Raw genomic sequence first — 19174 nt, 5'->3', positions numbered from 1 at the left:
TGTTTTGTTTTTTTATTGTGACAGTTCAAGAACGTTCTTTCTTCTTATTCGTAGTAGAGAAGGAGAATGAGTGAAATGAAAAAAGAAAAGGCAGTTGTTGTTTTTAGTGGAGGACAAGATAGTACGACATGTTTATTTTGGGCAATAGAGCAGTTTGCAGAAGTAGAGGCTGTAACGTTTAATTACAATCAACGTCATAAGTTAGAAATTGATTGTGCAGCGGAAATTGCAAAAGAGCTAGGAATTAAACATACAGTACTAGATATGAGTCTATTAAATCAACTTGCTCCAAATGCGTTAACGAGAACGGATATGGAGATTACACATGAAGAAGGGGAATTACCATCGACGTTTGTAGATGGACGAAATTTACTATTCTTATCATTTGCTGCTGTATTAGCAAAACAAGTTGGAGCACGTCATATTGTAACGGGTGTATGTGAAACTGATTTTAGTGGTTATCCAGATTGCCGTGACGTGTTTGTGAAATCGTTAAACGTTACTTTAAATTTATCCATGGATTATCCGTTTGTGATTCATACACCACTTATGTGGATTGATAAAGCGGAAACATGGAAATTATCAGATGAACTTGGAGCATTCGAGTTTGTTCGAGAAAAAACATTAACATGTTATAACGGAATCATTGGTGATGGTTGCGGTGAATGTCCAGCATGTCAACTTCGTAAAGCAGGATTAGATACGTACCTACAAGAACGCGAAGGAGCGAGTAACTAATGGATAATTTCTTTGGATTTCGCATCGTAGAAAATTTGCAAAAAATGGACAAGGATATTCAGCGTAAACAGCTCAAATATCATAATAAACGAGTAATGGTCAGCAAGGAATTTACATTTGATGCAGCACACCATCTACACTGTTATGAAGGGAAATGTAAAAACTTACATGGTCACACATATAAAGTTGTATTTGGGATTAGTGGATATGTAAATGAAATCGGTCTTGCAATTGACTTTGGAGATATAAAAGAAATTTGGAAGAATGAAATAGAAATTTATTTAGATCATCGTTATTTAAACGAAACGTTACCAGCGATGAATACAACTGCTGAAAATATGGTCGTTTGGATTTATGAAAAGATGGCAGAAGCGTTAACAAAAGATAATCGTGTGAATGAATATAAAGGAGCTCGTGTTGAATTTGTTCGTCTATTTGAGACTCCGACTAGTTATGCAGAAGTAAGACGGGAGTGGATGCTCGATGAGTAAAATCCCTGTCTTAGAAATATTTGGTCCGACTATTCAAGGTGAAGGAATGGTTGTAGGACAAAAGACGATGTTTATCCGTACAGCTGGCTGTGATTATAGCTGCGCTTGGTGTGATTCTGCTTTTACGTGGGATGGATCGGCTAAAGATCAAATTAGACAGATGACAGCAGAAGACGTTTGGAATGAGCTTGTAGAAATTGGCGGCGAAAATTTTTCTCATGTTACGATTTCAGGTGGAAATCCGGTATTGTTGAAAAATATTGAGTTTCTTCTTTCTATATTAAAAGAGAATGGAATGCGAACGGCAATCGAAACGCAAGGGAGCAAATGGCAAGATTGGTTACTTGAAATTGATGAAATAACGATTTCTCCGAAGCCGCCAAGCTCGACGATGAATACTGATTTTCAGAAGTTAGATGATGTAATTCAGAAGCTAGCAGGAAAAGATATTAGCTTAAAGGTAGTAGTATTTGACGATTATGATTTTGAGTATGCAGTTAAGATGCACGAACGTTATCCAGATGTACCATTTTTCTTACAAGTAGGAAATGATGATACAAAAACTGTGGATGATGCGATGTTGATTAAAAAGCTATTAGATAAGTATGAGTGGCTTATTGAAAAAGCGGTTAACTGCAAAGAAATGAATAATGCAAAAGTATTGCCGCAGCTTCATGCGTTAGTATGGGGAAATAAACGCGGAGTATAATGAGAAGGGATGTTTAAAATGGCAGGAAGATTAGATGAAGATTTAAAAGATGTAACATTATTAGGAAATCAAAATACAAAATATTTATTTGAATATAGCCCAGAAATTTTAGAGGTTTTTGATAATAATCATCCAAACCGTGATTATTTTGTAAAATTCAATTGTCCTGAATTTACAAGCTTATGTCCGAAAACAGGCCAACCAGATTTTGCGACAATTTATATTAGCTACATTCCAGAACAAAGAATGGTAGAGAGTAAATCTTTAAAACTATATTTATTTAGTTTCCGCAATCATGGTGACTTCCACGAAGATTGTATGAACGTTATTATGAATGACTTAATTAAATTAATGGATCCACGTTACATCGAGGTATGGGGTAAATTCACACCACGTGGAGGGATTTCAATTGATCCTTACTGTAACTACGGTCGCCCAGGAACGAAGTATGAACAAATGGCTGACTACCGCATGATGAACCATGATTTATATCCAGAAACAATTGATAATCGTTAATATATAATAGAAAGAAAGGATCTGTATAACATACAGATCCTTTCTTTCTATTATATTATGCATTTTGATTAATGACAGTATAGTTTTTATGACTTACAACTGTAAGAGGTTCCATATCTAGTTCTCTAAAATTCTCCATAATTGTTATATCTACAATAACGGAGTTTTGATTTACTTTTTGAACACGGCCTTGCATTCCACCTTTAAATTCAATGATATCTCCAGTTTCTGCGATCTGCATAAGCAACTCTCCTTGTTACAGTTTTCCCAAAAAAGAATAATTTTGGTTTTTTTATTTCCTCTTATTTTGAACCATATTGTCCACTTTGTAAATGTTTCCAAAGTAAAAATTCGAAAAATATTCACTTTTTGTAAGAAAATATGCAAAAATGTCATGTTATTAGAAAAAAAGAAAGGTTTAAATGCAGACATCTTTATATAGGGGTATAATAAAAACATACAATAACCTACTAAAGTGGGAGAAATTAGAGGCGGTAAAATGATGTTTGAATTTGTGGGGAGTGTTATAGTATTAACTTTATTTGTATTTTCTTATATAAATTTAAAAAAGATTCGTCATCATGAAACGACTACATATTTTGATGGGATGGATGGGATACATGCTGGGGTCACACATGAGAGTGGGGGGGATATGTAAAGTTGTATAACTTTCTTTTTTTTGCGTGGTATGATATGTAAAAATAGTACATAATAGAGTTCGTAAGTGATGAATGGAGAGTGGAAAGAATGAAGATTTCTTTTATTCGTCATGGTCGCTTAAATCGTACTATAGAACCAATGACGGTTACATCCTTTCATGAATGGATGAAAGGATATGACTTACATACTATAACAAAAAAAGTACCAGTACCTACGGAAACAAGGGAAGCGGTTGAAGCGGCAAAATTGATTGTAACGAGTGATCAAAAGTGTGCTGTACAGTCAGCAGCTGAATTAATTGATTCTTTATCGTTTATACAAAATCCTCTCTTTAGAGAAGCTGCAGTTCCGACGAGCTTTTATGCTCCAAAATGGTTGAAGTGTAAACCTAACCTATGGATGTTTATCGGACGAACATTATGGATACTTGGTTACCATAAAGATGTTGAGTCTTATAAGGAAGTAAGAGAGAGGGCGAGACAAGCGGCTTACTTATTACATCGTTACGCTCTCGTACATGGAAGTATTGCTCTTGTAGGTCATAATTATGTGAATGTAATGATTGGTGCCGAACTGAGAGCGATGGGATGGTCTGGTTCTCCTATTTTGCACAGAGAGCCATGGGGATGTACAACATATACGTTTCATGAGGCGATGAATGGAAATGTATTAAATACGAATTTAACATAAAAGCACACGATTTATATAAATCGTGTGCTTTTTTTAAGATATAGAAATTTTGATGTTCAATCGTTTTACGAGATGTGCATAAGGTTCGCCTACAAGCATAACGATTTGATCTTTTTTATAACCTAGTTTTTCGTATAGTGAATAGGCACGTTTGTTTTCTAAATTAACAAGTAATGCGATCTTTTCATGATCCTTTTCAGTTGCATAAATTTCAGCAGCTTCAATTAATTTAGAACCAATTCCTTTTCCGCCATATGCATTTGAAACGGATAATGTATCAATGTAATATTCATCAAGTTCAGCTTCTTTTTCTAACGTAATTGATTCATCTTTATGTAATTCTCTTAAGTGATGTACAATTGGTGCATCAAGCATTGTTGCTTCACTACCGTGATAAGCGACAATAACTCCAACTGCACCCCCGTCTTGCTCATATACAAAACAGTTTTCATAGCTCAGTCGATTTCTCTCTTTTGAGAACCATGTTTCAAGTCCTAGTAATACTTCTGTCTCAACTGTGCTACCTGTGATTTTTTCAGCAATTTCGTGCAGAGCGTTATACAATAAAGGTGCTACCAGTTTCGCATCTGTCTTTTTTGCTTTCCGAATCATAGTATCCCTCCTAGTTCTATTTATATATTGTAGCATAGTGGTATGGAACTTTGCATAATTGCATGTCGAAATGTTTGATATAGAGAAGTAGCTATGTTAGTATATGATATTTAGTGGACATATAATTAAGAGATATCTTTTGAAAAATAATGAAAATGAAATGAAGGTATAGCATCTGGATAATTTTACAGTTGTTGACCTATAGAATATAAGATAAAATAAAATATTGCATAGAGGTGAAATACATGGATAAAGAATTAGCAAATACAATTTTGGATCAGCTGAAAAATGGTGAAATAAAGGAGTATGTTGTTACGAAAGATGTATTTTATACGTTCAGAGAAGTTTTAGTAAATCGAGAAGACTTTAAACATTTCATTGGTAACGCACAGCGCGGCGGACAGGTCATTTATACATATTCAGAAACGCCACGTTCGTAACTAGAAGAATATAGGGGAGGAGACTTATGGGCGATTTTAAACAAAGCATATTACCGCATTGGGATTATATGTGGAAAGATAGAACTGGCAACCGATTTATGGGGATGGTCATGTATCCAGAGAAAAGAAAGTGTTCCACAAAAATGCTTCAGAAAATAAAAAGAGCATATGAAGAGGCTGTAGAAATTAAAGTAACGGTACAAGTTCAACATACGTATCAGTACATAGAAGGAATGATTGTATACTTTGATGAAGAAGCTCCGGTATGTACAATGATTGATAAAGATGAAAATCCGCATCATATATTTGTAAAAGATATTTTGCGTATTGAGCACTCTGAATAATCTTTTCATAAATAAGTTGAATTTCCATAATAATAATCTTTTTCCATAATAGCTATCTTTTAGTATGTAACGCGAACCGAAACTATATGTATAATATTTAATAAAGTAAAATTGATAAATGTAATCGTTTTTTAGAACAGATTATCGTTTCATGTCTGTTCTTTTTTGCGTGATGCTGGAGAAATATATTCCTCCAGCATTTGCCGTTTTATGACAAAATATATTGGTAACTTTTTTAAAAATAAGGTTAAATTCGTTGACAACTTTTTTGAAAAGCACTTTATTGACATGAGTTTTAGAATGTTGTTTCATAGTCATTGTATTGAAAAAAATTGATGGTCTTGTCGAAAAGTAAAAGTTAAAAAAAGAAAGAATTTATACATATATCTTGTGTCTTATTTTGAAACGTAATACAATATATAGAGAAATCAAGAAACAACATACAGAGAGTATAGATTGAAAAGGGAGGGTCGGAAATGTTAGTTGCATATGATTCTATGACAGGAAACGTAAAGCGTTTCATCCACAAATTAAATATGCCGGCCGTTCAAATTGGTGAAGATCTAGTAATAGATGAAGACTTTATTTTAATTACGTATACAACAGGTTTTGGCAATGTACCAGAACGTGTTTTAGAATTTTTAGAGCGCAATAATGAAAAATTAAAAGGCGTATCTGCAAGCGGCAATCGTAACTGGGGAGACATGTTCGGTGCAAGTGCTGACAAAATTTCTGCTAAATATGAAGTGCCTATTGTATCAAAATTTGAGTTATCAGGAACAAATAACGATGTAGAATATTTTAAGGAAAGGGTGCGGGAGATTGCGACACATTGAACTGAATAATGAAATCACGCAAATGCAGGACGGTTTTTATCAGCTTCATAAAGATAAAGAGGCATTAGAAGTCTTTATGGAAGAAGCTAGAGAGAATACCGTTCATTTTAATAGCGTGGCAGAGCGAATGGAGTATATGAAAGAACATGATTACTATTACAACGTTCTGGACGAGTATAACTTGGAGGAAGTAGAAGAGGTATATAACATCGCTTATGGTGAAAACTTCGAGTTCCAATCTTATATGGCAGCATCTAAGTTCTACAAAGATTATGCGTTAAAAACAAATGATCAAAAACAATACTTAGAAAGCTATGAAGATCGTGTAGCAATTGTGTCATTATACTTAGGACGCGGTGATGTTGCGAAGGCAAAACAATTCGCAAGCATGATTGTCAAACAAAACTACCAACCAGCGACACCAACCTTTTTAAATGCGGGAAGAAGCAGAAGAGGAGAAATGGTGTCTTGTTTCTTGTTAGAGATGGATGATAGCTTAAATTCAATCGGCTTTAACATTAATACTGCAATGCAATTATCAAAAATCGGCGGAGGAGTAGCTTTAAACTTATCTAAGCTACGCGCACGTGGTGAGCAAATTAAAGGTATCGACAACGCTGCAAGTGGTGTAGTACCTGTTATGAAGTTACTTGAAGATTCGTTTTCATATGCGAATCAGCTTGGCCAACGAAAAGGTGCTGGCGCAGTATACTTGAACATTTTCCATTGGGATATTATTGAATTCCTTGATACGAAAAAAATAAATGCCGATGAGAAGAGCCGTATTCAGTCTCTATCAATCGGAATTATCGTTCCAAGTAAGTTCTTTGAGCTTGCTGAGAAAAACGAACCTTTCCATGTTTTCGCGCCTTATACGGTGTATAAAGAATACGGAAAACATTTAGATGACATTGATATTGATGAAATGTACGATGAATTAATGAGCAATCCGAAAGTGAAGAAGAAGCCGCTAGATATTAGTGCACGTGATATGCTTATTAAAATTGCTATGATTCAGCTGGAGTCTGGTTATCCGTATTTAATGTTTAAATCAAATGCAAATAACCAACATCCATTGAAGGATATTGGAACTGTGAAGATGTCGAACTTGTGTTAAATATGTAGCACCTTCTAGTAGAAATGCTAGTCGAAAACTCCGTTAAACGGGGAAAGCCTCAAATTTGAGGTAACCTACCGTGCTAAATCTTATCTTAGAATGAAAATATAAAAGTTCAGAATGTATCTTATTATTTTGTATAGCAGAGTTATGGGACAACATAAAGTAATAAGAGACTTTCTGAAAGATTAAGATAAGTAAAAGCCTAACGACTATCCCTTATGGGAGTAGAGCGCAAGCGATTGGCGTTCGAAAAGCGGAGCACCTAATCAGGTAATGCTGTAGGTGATGATATAGTCTGTCCTGTATGGTGACATACAGCAGTTGCATGAGCAACGGACTGAGGAGTAGCGAACTCGGTTGAACATTCGAGACAGAAATCTTCCAGCTTCAAGAAACTTCTGAAATTAACGATTATGGTACAGATGACATTATCCGTCGTGATATTAACTGTAACTTAGGATCGTTAAATATCGTAAATGTAATGGAAAATAAAGAAATTCGTGAAGCAGTTCATGCGGGAATGGAAGCTTTAACAGCTGTTTCTGATATGACGATCATTCCGAATGCACCAACTGTGAAAAAAGCAAATGATGAGCTTCATTCAGTGGGGCTTGGCGCAATGAACTTACACGGATATTTAGCAAAAAATAAAATCGCTTATGAAAGTGCAGAAGCGAAAGAGTTCGCTCGTACATTCTTTATGATGTTAAATTACTACTCTATTGAGAAAAGTATGGAAATCGCTAAAGAAAAAGGCGAAACATTTAAAGACTTCGATAAATCTGATTATGCGAATGGGACATACTTTGAAAAGTATGAAACGACAGATTACAGCCCAGTAACTGAAAAAGTTCAGCAATTATTTGAAGGAATTCATATTCCAACAAAAGAAGATTGGACAAGTTTAAAAGAGCAAGTGCAGAAGAATGGTTTATATAACTCATATCGTCTTGCTATCGCTCCGACACAATCGATCAGTTACGTTCAAAATGCAACTTCAAGCGTAATGCCGATCGTAAGTCAAATCGAATCAAGAACGTATGCGAATGCGACAACATATTATCCAATGCCGTATTTATCAAAAGATACGTTCTGGTACTATAAATCTTCTTACGATATGAATCAGTTTAAATTAATTGATTTAATCGCAGAAATTCAAGAACATATTGATCAAGGTATTAGTACAATTCTTTACGTTAATAGTGATATTTCAACACGTGAATTAGCACGTTACTACATCTATGCACATAAAAAAGGCTTAAAGAGTCTGTATTATACGAGAACACGTAAATTAAGCGTGGAAGAGTGTGTGGCTTGTACCGTTTAATGGCATATTGCCATACTAAATGAATAACCCAAAAGTATGAGCAGGGTTATGAACCCTGCTCATACTTGGTTTGTTCTACTAAACGGTTAGCTTTTCATTATTAGATGGAAATTTAACCGTTCAGTAGAACAATAATAGATATAGGGGTGATTCAATGCGCGCTGTTAACTGGAATAAAAAAGAAGACGATTTCAGTTTAATGTTTTGGAAGCAAAACATCGCTCAGTTTTGGACAGAAGAAGAAATTGCGGTTTCGTCTGACAAAAATACTTGGGTGCAATTATCGAAAGAAGAGCAAATTGCTTATAAGCGTGTATTAGGTGGTTTAACACTTTTAGATACGAAACAAGGTGGCGAAGGAATGCCTCTTGTACTTGTTCATCTTGAAAATTTACAAGCAAAAAGTGTATTAGCTTTCATGGGTGCTATGGAAGAAGTACATGCGAAGAGTTACAGTCATATTTTCACAACGTTAGCTACTGAAGAAGAAATCGATGATATTTTCGAATGGGTAGACAACCATCCGTTACTTGAGAAAAAGGCTGGTATTATTACAAGTTACTATCGTCGTTTATTAAAGCCTGAAGTAACGAAAAAAGAGTTATACATGGCAATGGTAGCAAGTGTGTTCTTAGAAAGTTACCTATTCTATAGTGGATTCTTCTATCCACTTTACTTAGCTGGTCAAGGAAAACTAACAGCAAGTGGTGAGATTATTAACCTTATTATCCGTTAACTAATAGCGGCTTTTGGTAGAGATACCAATTGAAAAACCCTTTTAATTGCTGGGAACCCCTATTGTAAATTTATCTGTTATATTATTGATGAATACATACATTCAGGTTATTCTCTAACTATCAATGGATGGAAAGGAGAATAGCTGATAGGGCAATCAGCAGCGAAGCCTTTATCTAGCGATAACATGTACGGAATTTACTATTTGAAAATCAATGGGAAGTATTATATTGGTAAAGATGTGCAAGTTTCGAATTTAAAACGAATTAAGGAACATATGTGGATGTTAAAGAGTGGCACACATTATAATAGGTATTTACAAGCAGCATACTGTAAATATGAATTCACCTTAGAATATGGAGTTCTAGAGGAGATAGAATGTTCATTGGAAGAATTGAGTGAGATTGAACAACAGTATATTTGGCAGTATGATTCTTATAATAATGGCTATAATTTAACTTTAGGTGGAGAAGGATTGGGTGGAATTAAATTCACTGAAGAACAATTAGAAAAGAAAAGACAACGTGTTATAGGTGAAAAAAATCCACAATCCAAAATTACAGATGCGCAATTTTTTGAGATTGTAGAATTATTAAAGGACGGCAAGACAAACCCAGAAATTGCTGAAATATATAATCTTCATCCTAATTATGTGTCTTTAATTCGACATAAGAAACGTTTTAAACATCTTTGGGAAAAAGTGCGAAATTATATTCCGGTAAAATCTGAGCACCAACTGAAAACAAGGGGACGTGTTACTCTTGAAATGTTTTTGGACATTGTTCAGATGTTACAAGCCGGTGAATCAAATGCATCCATTGAAAGAAAACATGGGTTATCGAGCGGCACAGGAAGCCGTATCAGACACCGAAAACTGTATAAACAGTGGTGGGTGCGATACGTAGATAAAGGAACGTTCAACGACTATCCCAATGGCGGTGAAATTCCGCAATAGGAGTAGGGCCAAGCGGTGGGTGAGAATCCCTTAAATCGAAATGGAGGGCTACCTGAGAAGGTAGATGATATAGTCTCTTCTTACAGGAAACTGTAAGCTGTATAAACGGCATAGGAGTAGCGAATCTATGTGAAGGTAAAGGATGAGTCAATTCACGGCGTATTCGTCGGTATTTTAGCACAACAAATCTTCGCGGAACTTTCTGCAGAAGATCAACAAGAAGTGCAAAAAGAAACGCAAGAGTTATTAATGGAACTATATGAAATTGAAATGGCATACACAGAAGAAATTTACACTTCTATTGGCCTTGTAGAGGATGTAAATCGTTTCGTTCGTTACAATGCGAATAAAGGACTTATGAACTTAGGACTTGAGCCAAAGTTTGAAGAAGAAGAAATTAACCCAATCGTTTTAAATGGTTTGCGTACAGATACGAAAAACCATGATTTCTTCTCTGTAAAAGGAAATGGTTACGTAAAAGCGACGAACGTTGAAAAGTTATCTGATGATGACTTCGTGTTTAATTTTTAATATATGATCATAAAGAAAAGCTGTCTTATTCATTGATAAGACAGCTTTTCTTTATGATTTTGTTTACATAACACTATTATTTTCATATAACGATTTCTGTTTGAAAAATTCTATCCAGCTAACGGATAGAATCTTTTTGTAAGTAAATGGGTATTTACAATCCTTTTGTATCGGTGTATTATTTAACTAGTACACCGATACAAAAGGAGGGAAGAAATGAAAATAGAGTTTTCTCCAAATACACCAATTTACATTCAGGTAATGGAATACATAAAAAAAGAAATCGTAACAGGACATTTATTGCCTGGTGATAAAATTCCCTCTGTACGTGAATTAGCGAGTGAATTACAAGTAAATCCAAATACGATTCAGCGTACATTTCAAGAGCTAGAACGAGATGGAGTGGTTGTAACGCGTAGAGGAATGGGACGATATGTAACGAATGAAGGGGAGAAAATTATGGAGCTGCGAAAAGAGATGGCGAAAGAATTACTTCATTCTTTTATAGATGGAATGGACAATTTAGGTTTTTCAGAAGAAGAAATTCTTACAATCCTTCGTTCTTCATTACATGAGAAAAGGGAGGAGAGCGAATGACAGAGCTATTAAAAATAGAAAACTTATGGAAGAGATACGGATTAAAAGCAGTGATTCGTGAATTAAACATAGAGATTACCGAAGGAAAAATTGTTGGGCTTGTTGGAGATAACGGGAGCGGGAAAACGACGTTATTGAAAATGATTGCTGGTCTGCAGCATCCTTCTGAAGGTAGTATTACAATCGCTGGTAAAAAGGTAGGATTAGAAACGAAAGAAATTGTTTCTTTTATGTCTGATAAACCAGTATTTGATGATTGGATGACGGTAAAAGATTCTATATTTTTCTACCGTGATTTTTATAAAGACTTTGACATTCAAAAAGCGGTAGATACGGTTGTGGAGTTTAAAATACCGTTAGAAGAAAAAATTACAGCTTTATCAAAAGGGATGGTTGAAAAGCTACAAATCATTTTAACATTTTCGAGGAAAGCGAAGTTATACGTACTAGATGAACCGTTGGGCGGGATTGATCTCATTTCTAGGGAACACGTACTGGAACTTATTCTACAATTTTATAGAGAAGATTGTACAATCCTAATCTCGACTCATTTAATAAATGAAGTTGAAAATATTTTTGATGAAGTAATCTTTTTAAAAGATGGGGAAATTGTATTGTATGAAAATGTAGAAGAATTACGTTTTCAAAGAGGGAAAGCGGTCACAGATGTGTTTAAGGAGGTGTTTAGTAGATGAAGCCGAGCTTAATATACATGTACAATATAAATAAAAAGCAAATTATTATTTCGTTGCTATCATTTATATTCGTTATCGCTGTAGCTTTCGTAAGTTTGGGGAATTATATTAAGCAAGAATCAGGAGAAGTAAGACAAACAATTATAGTTAGTTTCGTTATTCTAGTATATATAACTTTTTTAGCAATGATAGTTATTCAGGCGGTGTCTGCATTTGGAAAAATGACTGAAAGCACATTATTTCGGTTAACATCGATATCGGGTAAAAAGATTGTTTTAGCAATATTGTTATACGTTGTAATTTATTTACTTATTTTTGAATTAATGGGTTCTATTTTTTTATATGGTATTTCTATGAAAATAATAAAAGGTACAGAGCTCTATGAAGTATTATTTACTCAAAGTGTATTCAATCCACTAAAGCACCTCTTTAGTACTATGTTATATGTATTTAATTTATCTAGCATATTGCTAGTATTACTTTTTTCAGTAGCAAGCGTTAAAGTGTTTTCTTTGAAAAAGAAGAAGTTAAAATATCCAATGGTATTTTTCTTATTTTTACTAGTAACAAAATTATTAGGTACTATATATGGAATGTTGGGCGGTCTTGCACCTGCTGCACCTTTAATAAAAAAATTAGTATATATAGATGAATCATCAGGAGCGGATGTGTTTCTCTATCCGGAAAAACTTATGAATTTATATAGCCTTAGTTTTTCTATAGGAATATTTATTCTACTTGTTTATATAACAGGTCGCATAATCGATAAAAAACTAGAAGTCTAAAGGAGGAATCAGCATTGGGAAACGTAGTAGTAAAATTAGAGAATGTTCGAAAAAAAATTGGTGGAACGGAAATTATTCGCGGTTTATCATTTGAAGTTCGTGAAGGGGAAGTATACGGGTTCCTTGGACCAAACGGTAGCGGTAAGACAACGACGATCCGTATGATGACAGGTCTTATTTCAATGACAGAGGGCGATATTACAATTTGCGGTCATAGTATTCGCACGGAGCGTGAAAAGGCGCTAGAGAAAATTGGAGCGATTGTAGAAAATCCTGAACTATATGATTATATGACAGGAATGCAAAACTTAAAGCATTTTGTGAATATGGCAATTACACAAATTAGTAAAGAGCGCATTGCTGAAATTGTAAAACTGGTTGAATTAGAGCATGCGATTCATAAAAAGGTGAAAACATATTCACTTGGTATGAAACAGCGTTTAGGAATTGCACAGGCATTACTTCATCAGCCGAAAATTTTAATTTTAGATGAACCGACAAATGGATTAGATCCAGCTGGTATTCGTCAAATTCGTGATTATTTACAACGTTTAGCGAAAGAAGAGAATATTGCTGTAATCGTATCAAGTCACTTATTAAGTGAAATTGAACTCATGTGTGATCGCGTCGTTATTATTAAGCAAGGTGAGTTTGTACAAGAGTACAACTTACATGAACAAGCAAAACATGATGAGACAGTAGTTGTAGCGTTTGAAGTAGATCAAGTACAGAAAGCAAATGAAATCGTTCAAGGTAAGGCGCAAGGAAATGTCATTGTAGTATCTGTAACGAAAGAAGAAATTCCGCAACTTGTAAAGAAACTTGTGAATGACGATGTGCTTGTATACGGAGTTACTGTTCAAAATAAAACGTTAGAGGATGAGTTCTTAGCGATTACAGGGGGAGTGAAAGCGTAATGTTTAAATTAATTCAAAATGAATTTTTAAAGCTGCATGCGAAAAAAGGAATGTATATTTTAATTGGTGTTATTGCAGTATTGGAGATTTTGGGAGTTTTAGTGATGTTGAAATGGGGAGAAGGAACTGAATTTAAAGGATCATATTTAGATTTTGCAAGTTCAGATATTGGTTTAATTACTTTGTTTACAACGATATTTGGAATTACAATTGCTTCTCGTATGATTACGGATGAGTTTCAAAAAGGTACAATTAAGCAGTTATTAATCCGTCCAAGAAAACGAATGACAGTTTTATTCTCTAAATATATTACAGTGTTACTTACTATAGTATTTATCATATTTGCTAGCACGTTAATTGCAATGATTATTGGCGGAATTGTAATGGATGGTAGTAAAACAGAATTAACGGTAGGAATCGTAATGAAATCTATTTTATACCAAGTACTTTCACCGTTCTTCTTTGCGACGCTTGCATTTTTCTTAGCAAATGTATTTAGAAAATCTGTATTGCCATTAATTATTACATTGTTCTTCTTTTTCCTACAACAGCCAATTAAGATGATGCTTATGATGCTTGCAAAAGGCTCCGAAAAATTTGTTGTGTTGTTCCATTTAAATTTAAATGTTTACGATGGCAATAAATTAATTAATCGTGGTGCAGAACCACCATTCACAGAATTTACGTTTACAACTTCATTATTACTTGTGATTACGTATATTGTTGTATTACTTATAGCATCAAGTGCATTATTCCAAAAACGTGACGTATTATAATAAAAGAAATCCCCGCTTGTAAAAACGGGGATTTTTATTACATAACTTGCTCAGGTAGTGCAACTTGAAGAGCAGTAATATAGTATTTTAAGAGATATGTTGTTTGAAAGTAATTGAGAACAATAGGAAGAGTTTCAACTATATTCATATTATAATGTAGTTATCCGCCCATTTACTTTTACTAACTTTGGAGGTGTTCTATATGCACTATGCATTTTCACGTATAAGGCTACGTAGCTTTTTTGGATGGATGATCATAGGGTTGTTCCTTACGATGATCCCATTAGGTCTATCAAATGTTTCTGAGAATACGATGGAGGTTATTTCACAAATAACTGTGTTTTTTGTATTTCCATTATTTTGGTTATACGTAAAAACCAATAAAAATAATGTTGTATTTAATAGTTTTTTTGATAAGCCAGGACGTTTACCGTGGGGATTAATTGTATTAGCAACGATAATGGGAATGATTTTTTCAGTCGGTATATCTCATATTCAATTTTACATATTAGCACATACGTTACCGAATTTCTTAGTTACTATGTTAGAAGACGGAACTGTTATTAATACGAGTAACATATATATGACGATATTTACTTTCGTTTCAGCATGTGTATTAGCACCAATTATGGAAGAGGTTATTTTTAGGGGCTTCTTTTTACAGCGAATGGCTTATAAATGGGGGATTAAAAAAGCTGTCATTATATCTTCCATTATTTTTGGCTTAGGACATTTTGATGTTATTGGTGCGTTCATGTTTGGTGTTGTTATGTGTCTTTTATACATAAAGACACAAAATATATGGACGAATATCGCTGTACACGCTCTAAATAATTTAATTGCAACAAGTATGCAATTTGTTGGCGGAGAAGAGAGTAGCGCAATTTCAATTCCTGAATTACAAGCGCAAAGTAATTTATGGATCGGTATCGGTCTTACAGTTGTTGGATTACTTTGGTTAATTCCTTACGTTTGGAAACAATGGCGTACGGTAAAAGAAGTGGGTGTGCCACCAGTGCGCTTCATAAATAAGGAAAAAGTAGTGAGTGCATCACAAGAAAATGAAGTGTATAGTCAAGTGATTGTAACAGATAGATTGATGGCTGTAGAGCTACCAGATGAGGCTGTAAATAAGCTCGGGTTAGAAGAAAATGATTATGTAACAGTATCTGTAGAAGACGATAAAATCGTTATAAAGAAAGCGCATAATAGATAAGTAAAAAGTAGCTCCTTGTGAGCTACTTTTTACTTTGTAATAATTTCCACACGAAAATTATTGCCGTTCTTTACATATTTAATATCTGTAACAGTGCGCACCGCTTTTAAAATCTCAACTTTTTCACCAATTCGAGGGATAGTCGGAACATTGTCCCAAATGCCAAGCAAGTCATCTAAGTGTGCCGTTTTTTCATAAAACCAGATTTTCAATGTAAAGCCCCTTTCTCGAACTTTATGTATTTTAATACATAATATATTATTTTTATTCTTATTGTAAGGGGTTTTTATATATTTTATGAATAAAAATTAATTAATCTTCTGGAAAGATATGTTCAATATCAGGAGTAAGAGATATTTCTGATAATACGATATGAGAAACAGTCGTTGCATATGAAGAAACATCATTAATAAATTCTTCAAGTTCAACAAGTGAAGGAACAGAGATTTTTACAATGTAGCACAAGCTTCCTGTTACGCGGTAACAAAAACTTGCAGATGGATAGGACTGAATGAACTGTTGCATACGTGTTGTATCACCATTTTTTAAAGTGATTTCTAAAATACAATCTAAAACAAGTCCTGCTTTTTTATAATCGATATCGATTGTGTACTTTTGAATCACGCCTTCACTTTCGAGTTTACGAACACGTTCTGCAGTAGACGGAGCAGATAAGTTTACTCGTTTTGCCAATTCGCGCATAGAAAGGCGACTATCATTATATAATTCATTTAAAATTTTTCGATCAACACGGTCTAGTTGCATTTGTAAATATACCTCCAGTAAAATGATAATTTTTGTAAAGGAAAAATATAAATTAAGATTCATATGAAATGTAAAGAGAACTTTATTTATTTTACAATAAAACTGAAGGGAATAGGAGGAAAAATAATGGAGAGAATTTCATTATCAAATGTAGGAGATACAAAGTTTCAAAGGTTATTAGGTCATAATCCGGAAATATTACATTCGTGGAGTACATTAGAAAATACATTATACAATAAAGGAACTCTTTCAGCAGAGTTAAAGGAGCAAGTGAGAAGAACATTAGCGTATGGGAATGAATGCCCGTACTGTATGGCAAAGGGAAGGCCTGATGATATGCAAAAGGTAGAAGAAATTGGTGTAGCAGTTACTTTTGCGCATACATTTATTCATGACAAAAAGGCGATAGATGATACTATGTTTCATGTATTGAAACAATATTGGACAGAAAAAGAAATTGTAGAGCTTTGCGCGTATATTTGTTTTATTACTGCGTCACAACAACTTGGTTTTCTATTTCAATTGCAGCCGAATGAAGGAGGAAATGATGAATAATCAAATAGCACTTATTATAATTGATGTACAAAAGGCGTTTCAATTACCATACTGGGGTGAGAGAAATAATCTTTTTGCTGAAGAAAATATGAGAATTTTGTTAGCAGAATGGAGAAAAAGGAAACGACCAGTTTTTCATATTCAACATGTAAATAAAGAAAATGATCAGTCAATGTTTTATGAGGGAGCAGAAACGGTTAACTTTAAAGAAGAAGTGAAACCATTGTCAGGTGAAGTGGTTATTCAGAAAACCGTTAACAGCGCGTTCATTGGAACAAATTTAGAAGAGCAATTAAGAGAAAACAAATGTAATGCAGTAGTGATTGTAGGATTAACGACAAATCACTGTGTGGAGACTACGACACGAATGGCAGGTAATTTAGGATTTACAACGTATTTAGTGCGTGATGCGACGGCTACTTTTAATCGTAAAGGTCTAGATGGTAAAGAGTATAGTGCAGAAGATATTCACAATATGACACTTGTAAATTTACATGAAGAGTTTGCTACGATTGTGACGACAAAAGAAGCATTAAAATTATTTTAAGAAAATAATTGCGAATTATGTAGAAAAAAATAAGAATATTTCGTATAATCTAAGTACAATCATTTAAAAAATAGGGGTGGCATCGTATGGAGCAAATTCCGGTAAAGAGAATAGAAGAAGTACTTGTTGTAGCAGGGGATGACAAACAAAAGCAAAAGGAATTTTATGAATTGCTCTTATCTACTGAGTTTTATGTTGCTGGCTCACTAGAAGCAGAGGAAGGTGCAACAGAAGGGATACTTCGTTTGCGTCATTTCCAAGGAGAGGGTAGATGGATCGTTCCGTTCTTTACACAAATGGAATTTGTGAAAGATGTATTGCCAGAAGGAACACCCCTTATTACGATACGTGGGAAAGAATTATTTAGTAGCATTGAGAAAGATGCTACAGCCGTATTAAATGTCGGTACTGATATAAGTAAAACATTTATTCCAGAAGAAATTGCAGATATCGCATCTGGACGAATTTTTAACTATTATAAATAAAGTGAAACTTTAATCAGTGGGGGGTTCTTCATCCCCCACTGATTATTAGTTGAACCAATCGGGCTTTAATGGGCAGCCCGACCCCCACCTAACTTCTTTGCTTTCGCTGAATTTTGATGTGGGGGTCTTACTGCCCATTAAAGCGGGATAAAAGGAAAAGCTGAATTGCTTTTCCTTTTTAATTTGAACACGGAGTAGCTATGCCAGAAGAAATAGAGAGTGTTTTATTATTTATATTTATTGTCGCTGTAGCTCCAAGAGGGATTCCGATGTTTGGGCTTATATGTCCAATCGGTAAACCGAATAGGACAGGTATAGCATATGGAGTGAAATATTCATATAGTATTGTTTGCAATGATTGAGATGGTTTAGAAGGAGTGCAGTCATGACAACTTGTAAAAATAACACCACTACATTCATGAAACTTTCCAGATAAAAGTAGCTGATTTAACATACGATCAACGCGATACGGTTCTTCCCCAATGTCTTCAAGCAATAAAAGTTTATTGGCTGTATTTATCTCGTAGGAGGAGCCAATGATACTCGTTAACACCGCTAAATTGCCTCCAACTAACTGACCTGTAACTGTACGGGAAGAGCTAGGTACGATACATTCTGAAGCAGATAAGATGGTTGAATACGGATGAAATAGTTGGTTGAAAGAAGATAAAGAAAGAGAATCTACACCTTTCCCTAATTCTTCAACCATTGGGCCATGAAAAGTAATAAGCTTTGCATAACGTGAAAAGGCAGTATGTAAAGCTGTAATATCGCTATATCCCCAAAAGATTTTTGGATTTTGCCGAATGATTTCATATTGAATGTGAGGGAGGAGACGAGCGCTACCGTAACCACCTCGTGCACAGAAAACGGCCTTTACCTCATGATTTGAAAATGCTTCATGTATATCATCAAGCCGGACTTGATCCCTTCCAGCTAAATATCCATATTTCTCAGAAACACTCTTCCCGATTACTACAGATAAACCCATTTCTTGTAATACCTTTACACCTTTTAATACATTTTCAATTGTTGGTGGGCCGGACGGTGCAATAATCATTACTGTATCACCTTGTTGTAATGCATTTGGATATATCATTGTTTTCAGCCTCCTTCACTTTCAATATATTCG

Annotated in this window: 25 protein-coding genes and 3 pseudogenes; 23 read left to right on the top strand and 5 right to left on the bottom strand. The window is 34.5% G+C overall.

Annotation, left to right across the window (positions count from 1 at the left end):
- Positions 1-75: 75 nt before the first annotated feature.
- From queC to queF, 4 genes are read left to right on the top strand one after another with little or no spacing between them, the layout of a single operon-like run.
- Complete coding sequence (queC, locus tag MR147_RS07945; RefSeq protein ID WP_000711596.1) at positions 76-738, top strand: 7-cyano-7-deazaguanine synthase QueC; 663 nt, start codon at positions 76-78, stop codon at positions 736-738.
- Positions 738-1229: a 6-carboxytetrahydropterin synthase QueD gene (queD, locus tag MR147_RS07940; protein ID WP_000368413.1), complete on the top strand. Its 492-nt coding sequence runs from the start codon at positions 738-740 to the stop codon at positions 1227-1229. The genes queC and queD overlap by 1 nt, the downstream gene beginning before the upstream one ends.
- Positions 1222-1938, top strand: a complete 717-nt coding sequence (gene queE, locus MR147_RS07935) for a 7-carboxy-7-deazaguanine synthase QueE (protein WP_000036283.1) — start codon at positions 1222-1224, stop codon at positions 1936-1938. Before queD ends, queE begins: the two co-directional genes overlap by 8 nt.
- An 18-nt stretch (positions 1939-1956) precedes the next feature.
- Entirely contained in the window at positions 1957-2454 is a 498-nt protein-coding gene (gene queF / locus MR147_RS07930) for a preQ(1) synthase (protein ID WP_000918895.1), read from the top strand.
- A gap of 55 nt (positions 2455-2509) precedes the next feature.
- On the opposite strand, the gene MR147_RS07925 is transcribed toward queF, so the two are convergent.
- The gene (locus tag MR147_RS07925) at positions 2510-2695 is read right to left on the bottom strand and encodes a YkvS family protein (RefSeq protein ID WP_001165081.1); all 186 of its coding nucleotides are present in this window, start codon (positions 2693-2695) and stop codon (positions 2510-2512) included.
- Positions 2696-2956: 261 nt separating this feature from the next.
- Here MR147_RS07925 and MR147_RS07920 point away from each other — a divergent pair, with 261 nt between their 5' ends.
- Together MR147_RS07920 and MR147_RS07915 are read left to right on the top strand one after the other, a co-directional pair.
- Positions 2957-3112, top strand: coding sequence for a hypothetical protein (locus tag MR147_RS07920; RefSeq protein ID WP_070807279.1), 156 nt, complete (start codon positions 2957-2959; stop codon positions 3110-3112).
- 89 nt (positions 3113-3201) lie between these two features.
- The gene (locus tag MR147_RS07915) at positions 3202-3804 is read left to right on the top strand and encodes a histidine phosphatase family protein (protein WP_242303908.1); all 603 of its coding nucleotides are present in this window, start codon (positions 3202-3204) and stop codon (positions 3802-3804) included.
- Between the two features lie 33 nt (positions 3805-3837).
- On the opposite strand, the gene MR147_RS07910 is transcribed toward MR147_RS07915, so the two are convergent.
- The gene (locus tag MR147_RS07910; protein WP_074608719.1) at positions 3838-4416 is read right to left on the bottom strand and encodes a GNAT family N-acetyltransferase; all 579 of its coding nucleotides are present in this window, start codon (positions 4414-4416) and stop codon (positions 3838-3840) included.
- A 245-nt stretch (positions 4417-4661) separates the two neighbouring features.
- Here MR147_RS07910 and MR147_RS07905 point away from each other — a divergent pair, with 245 nt between their 5' ends.
- From MR147_RS07905 to MR147_RS07840, 14 genes and pseudogenes are all read left to right on the top strand, one after another.
- Positions 4662-4856: a hypothetical protein gene (locus MR147_RS07905; protein WP_000356683.1), complete on the top strand. Its 195-nt coding sequence runs from the start codon at positions 4662-4664 to the stop codon at positions 4854-4856.
- Positions 4857-4882: 26 nt separating this feature from the next.
- Positions 4883-5200, top strand: a complete 318-nt coding sequence (locus MR147_RS07900; protein WP_074608717.1) for a hypothetical protein — start codon at positions 4883-4885, stop codon at positions 5198-5200.
- A 476-nt stretch (positions 5201-5676) separates the two neighbouring features.
- Positions 5677-6036: a class Ib ribonucleoside-diphosphate reductase assembly flavoprotein NrdI gene (nrdI, locus tag MR147_RS07895; protein ID WP_000959450.1), complete on the top strand. Its 360-nt coding sequence runs from the start codon at positions 5677-5679 to the stop codon at positions 6034-6036.
- Positions 6023-7150 (top strand): annotated as a pseudogene (locus tag MR147_RS07890) (ribonucleotide reductase N-terminal alpha domain-containing protein); the annotation flags it as partial. The gene nrdI and the pseudogene MR147_RS07890, both read left to right, overlap by 14 nt.
- Before the next feature lie 382 nt (positions 7151-7532).
- Positions 7533-8483, top strand: coding sequence for a ribonucleotide reductase large subunit (locus MR147_RS07885; RefSeq protein WP_074543497.1), 951 nt, complete (start codon positions 7533-7535; stop codon positions 8481-8483).
- A 154-nt stretch (positions 8484-8637) separates the two neighbouring features.
- A pseudogene (locus tag MR147_RS07880) lies at positions 8638-9216 on the top strand (ribonucleotide-diphosphate reductase subunit beta); the annotation flags it as partial.
- Positions 9217-9405: 189 nt separating this feature from the next.
- A complete protein-coding gene (locus MR147_RS07875; RefSeq protein WP_001997017.1) occupies positions 9406-10173 on the top strand; it encodes a nuclease in 768 nt (255 codons plus the stop codon).
- Between the two features lie 135 nt (positions 10174-10308).
- Positions 10309-10704: pseudogene (locus MR147_RS07870) on the top strand (ribonucleotide-diphosphate reductase subunit beta); the annotation flags it as partial.
- A gap of 216 nt (positions 10705-10920) precedes the next feature.
- On the top strand, positions 10921-11301 hold the full coding sequence (locus MR147_RS07865; RefSeq protein WP_000687513.1) for a GntR family transcriptional regulator: 381 nt from the start codon (positions 10921-10923) through the stop codon (positions 11299-11301).
- The gene (locus MR147_RS07860; RefSeq protein WP_000137735.1) at positions 11298-11996 is read left to right on the top strand and encodes an ABC transporter ATP-binding protein; all 699 of its coding nucleotides are present in this window, start codon (positions 11298-11300) and stop codon (positions 11994-11996) included. Before MR147_RS07865 ends, MR147_RS07860 begins: the two co-directional genes overlap by 4 nt.
- Entirely contained in the window at positions 11993-12781 is a 789-nt protein-coding gene (locus tag MR147_RS07855) for a hypothetical protein (RefSeq protein WP_000804798.1), read from the top strand. The genes MR147_RS07860 and MR147_RS07855 overlap by 4 nt, the downstream gene beginning before the upstream one ends.
- Before the next feature lie 14 nt (positions 12782-12795).
- Positions 12796-13698, top strand: a complete 903-nt coding sequence (locus MR147_RS07850; protein ID WP_074610749.1) for an ABC transporter ATP-binding protein — start codon at positions 12796-12798, stop codon at positions 13696-13698.
- Positions 13698-14474 carry an ABC transporter permease gene (locus MR147_RS07845; protein WP_074610751.1) on the top strand — a complete coding sequence of 259 codons (777 nt, stop codon included), beginning with the start codon at positions 13698-13700 and terminating at the stop codon, positions 14472-14474. The genes MR147_RS07850 and MR147_RS07845 overlap by 1 nt, the downstream gene beginning before the upstream one ends.
- 202 nt (positions 14475-14676) lie before the next feature.
- The gene (locus tag MR147_RS07840; protein ID WP_074610753.1) at positions 14677-15690 is read left to right on the top strand and encodes a CPBP family intramembrane glutamic endopeptidase; all 1014 of its coding nucleotides are present in this window, start codon (positions 14677-14679) and stop codon (positions 15688-15690) included.
- A gap of 29 nt (positions 15691-15719) precedes the next feature.
- Here MR147_RS07840 and MR147_RS07835 read toward each other — a convergent pair whose 3' ends face one another.
- Both MR147_RS07835 and MR147_RS07830 read right to left on the bottom strand, forming a co-directional pair.
- Positions 15720-15902: a DUF3913 family protein gene (locus tag MR147_RS07835; RefSeq protein ID WP_074610755.1), complete on the bottom strand. Its 183-nt coding sequence runs from the start codon at positions 15900-15902 to the stop codon at positions 15720-15722.
- Positions 15903-16002: 100 nt separating this feature from the next.
- Positions 16003-16455, bottom strand: coding sequence for an Lrp/AsnC family transcriptional regulator (locus MR147_RS07830; protein ID WP_001175495.1), 453 nt, complete (start codon positions 16453-16455; stop codon positions 16003-16005).
- A 63-nt stretch (positions 16456-16518) separates the two neighbouring features.
- Between MR147_RS07830 and MR147_RS07825 the strand changes: the two genes are divergently transcribed.
- The 3 genes from MR147_RS07825 (at position 16519) to MR147_RS07815 (ending at position 18042) form a co-directional block, all read left to right on the top strand.
- Positions 16519-17010 (top strand): carboxymuconolactone decarboxylase family protein, encoded by a 492-nt coding sequence (locus MR147_RS07825; protein WP_139302917.1) that lies wholly within the window; start codon positions 16519-16521, stop codon positions 17008-17010.
- Entirely contained in the window at positions 17003-17557 is a 555-nt protein-coding gene (locus MR147_RS07820; RefSeq protein ID WP_001064620.1) for a cysteine hydrolase family protein, read from the top strand. The genes MR147_RS07825 and MR147_RS07820 overlap by 8 nt, the downstream gene beginning before the upstream one ends.
- 86 nt (positions 17558-17643) lie before the next feature.
- On the top strand, positions 17644-18042 hold the full coding sequence (locus tag MR147_RS07815) for an SseB family protein (protein WP_000435209.1): 399 nt from the start codon (positions 17644-17646) through the stop codon (positions 18040-18042).
- A gap of 178 nt (positions 18043-18220) precedes the next feature.
- On the opposite strand, the gene MR147_RS07810 is transcribed toward MR147_RS07815, so the two are convergent.
- Positions 18221-19141, bottom strand: a complete 921-nt coding sequence (locus MR147_RS07810) for a S66 peptidase family protein (RefSeq protein WP_074610758.1) — start codon at positions 19139-19141, stop codon at positions 18221-18223.
- Positions 19142-19174: the final 33 nt, after the last annotated feature.

It is taken from the genome of Bacillus cereus group sp. BfR-BA-01350 (assembly GCF_022663775.1).
Classification (GTDB): domain Bacteria; phylum Bacillota; class Bacilli; order Bacillales; family Bacillaceae_G; genus Bacillus_A; species Bacillus_A paranthracis.
The sequence above is the reverse complement of the archived record's forward strand: the minus strand, read 5'-3'. Positions and strand labels throughout refer to the sequence as shown.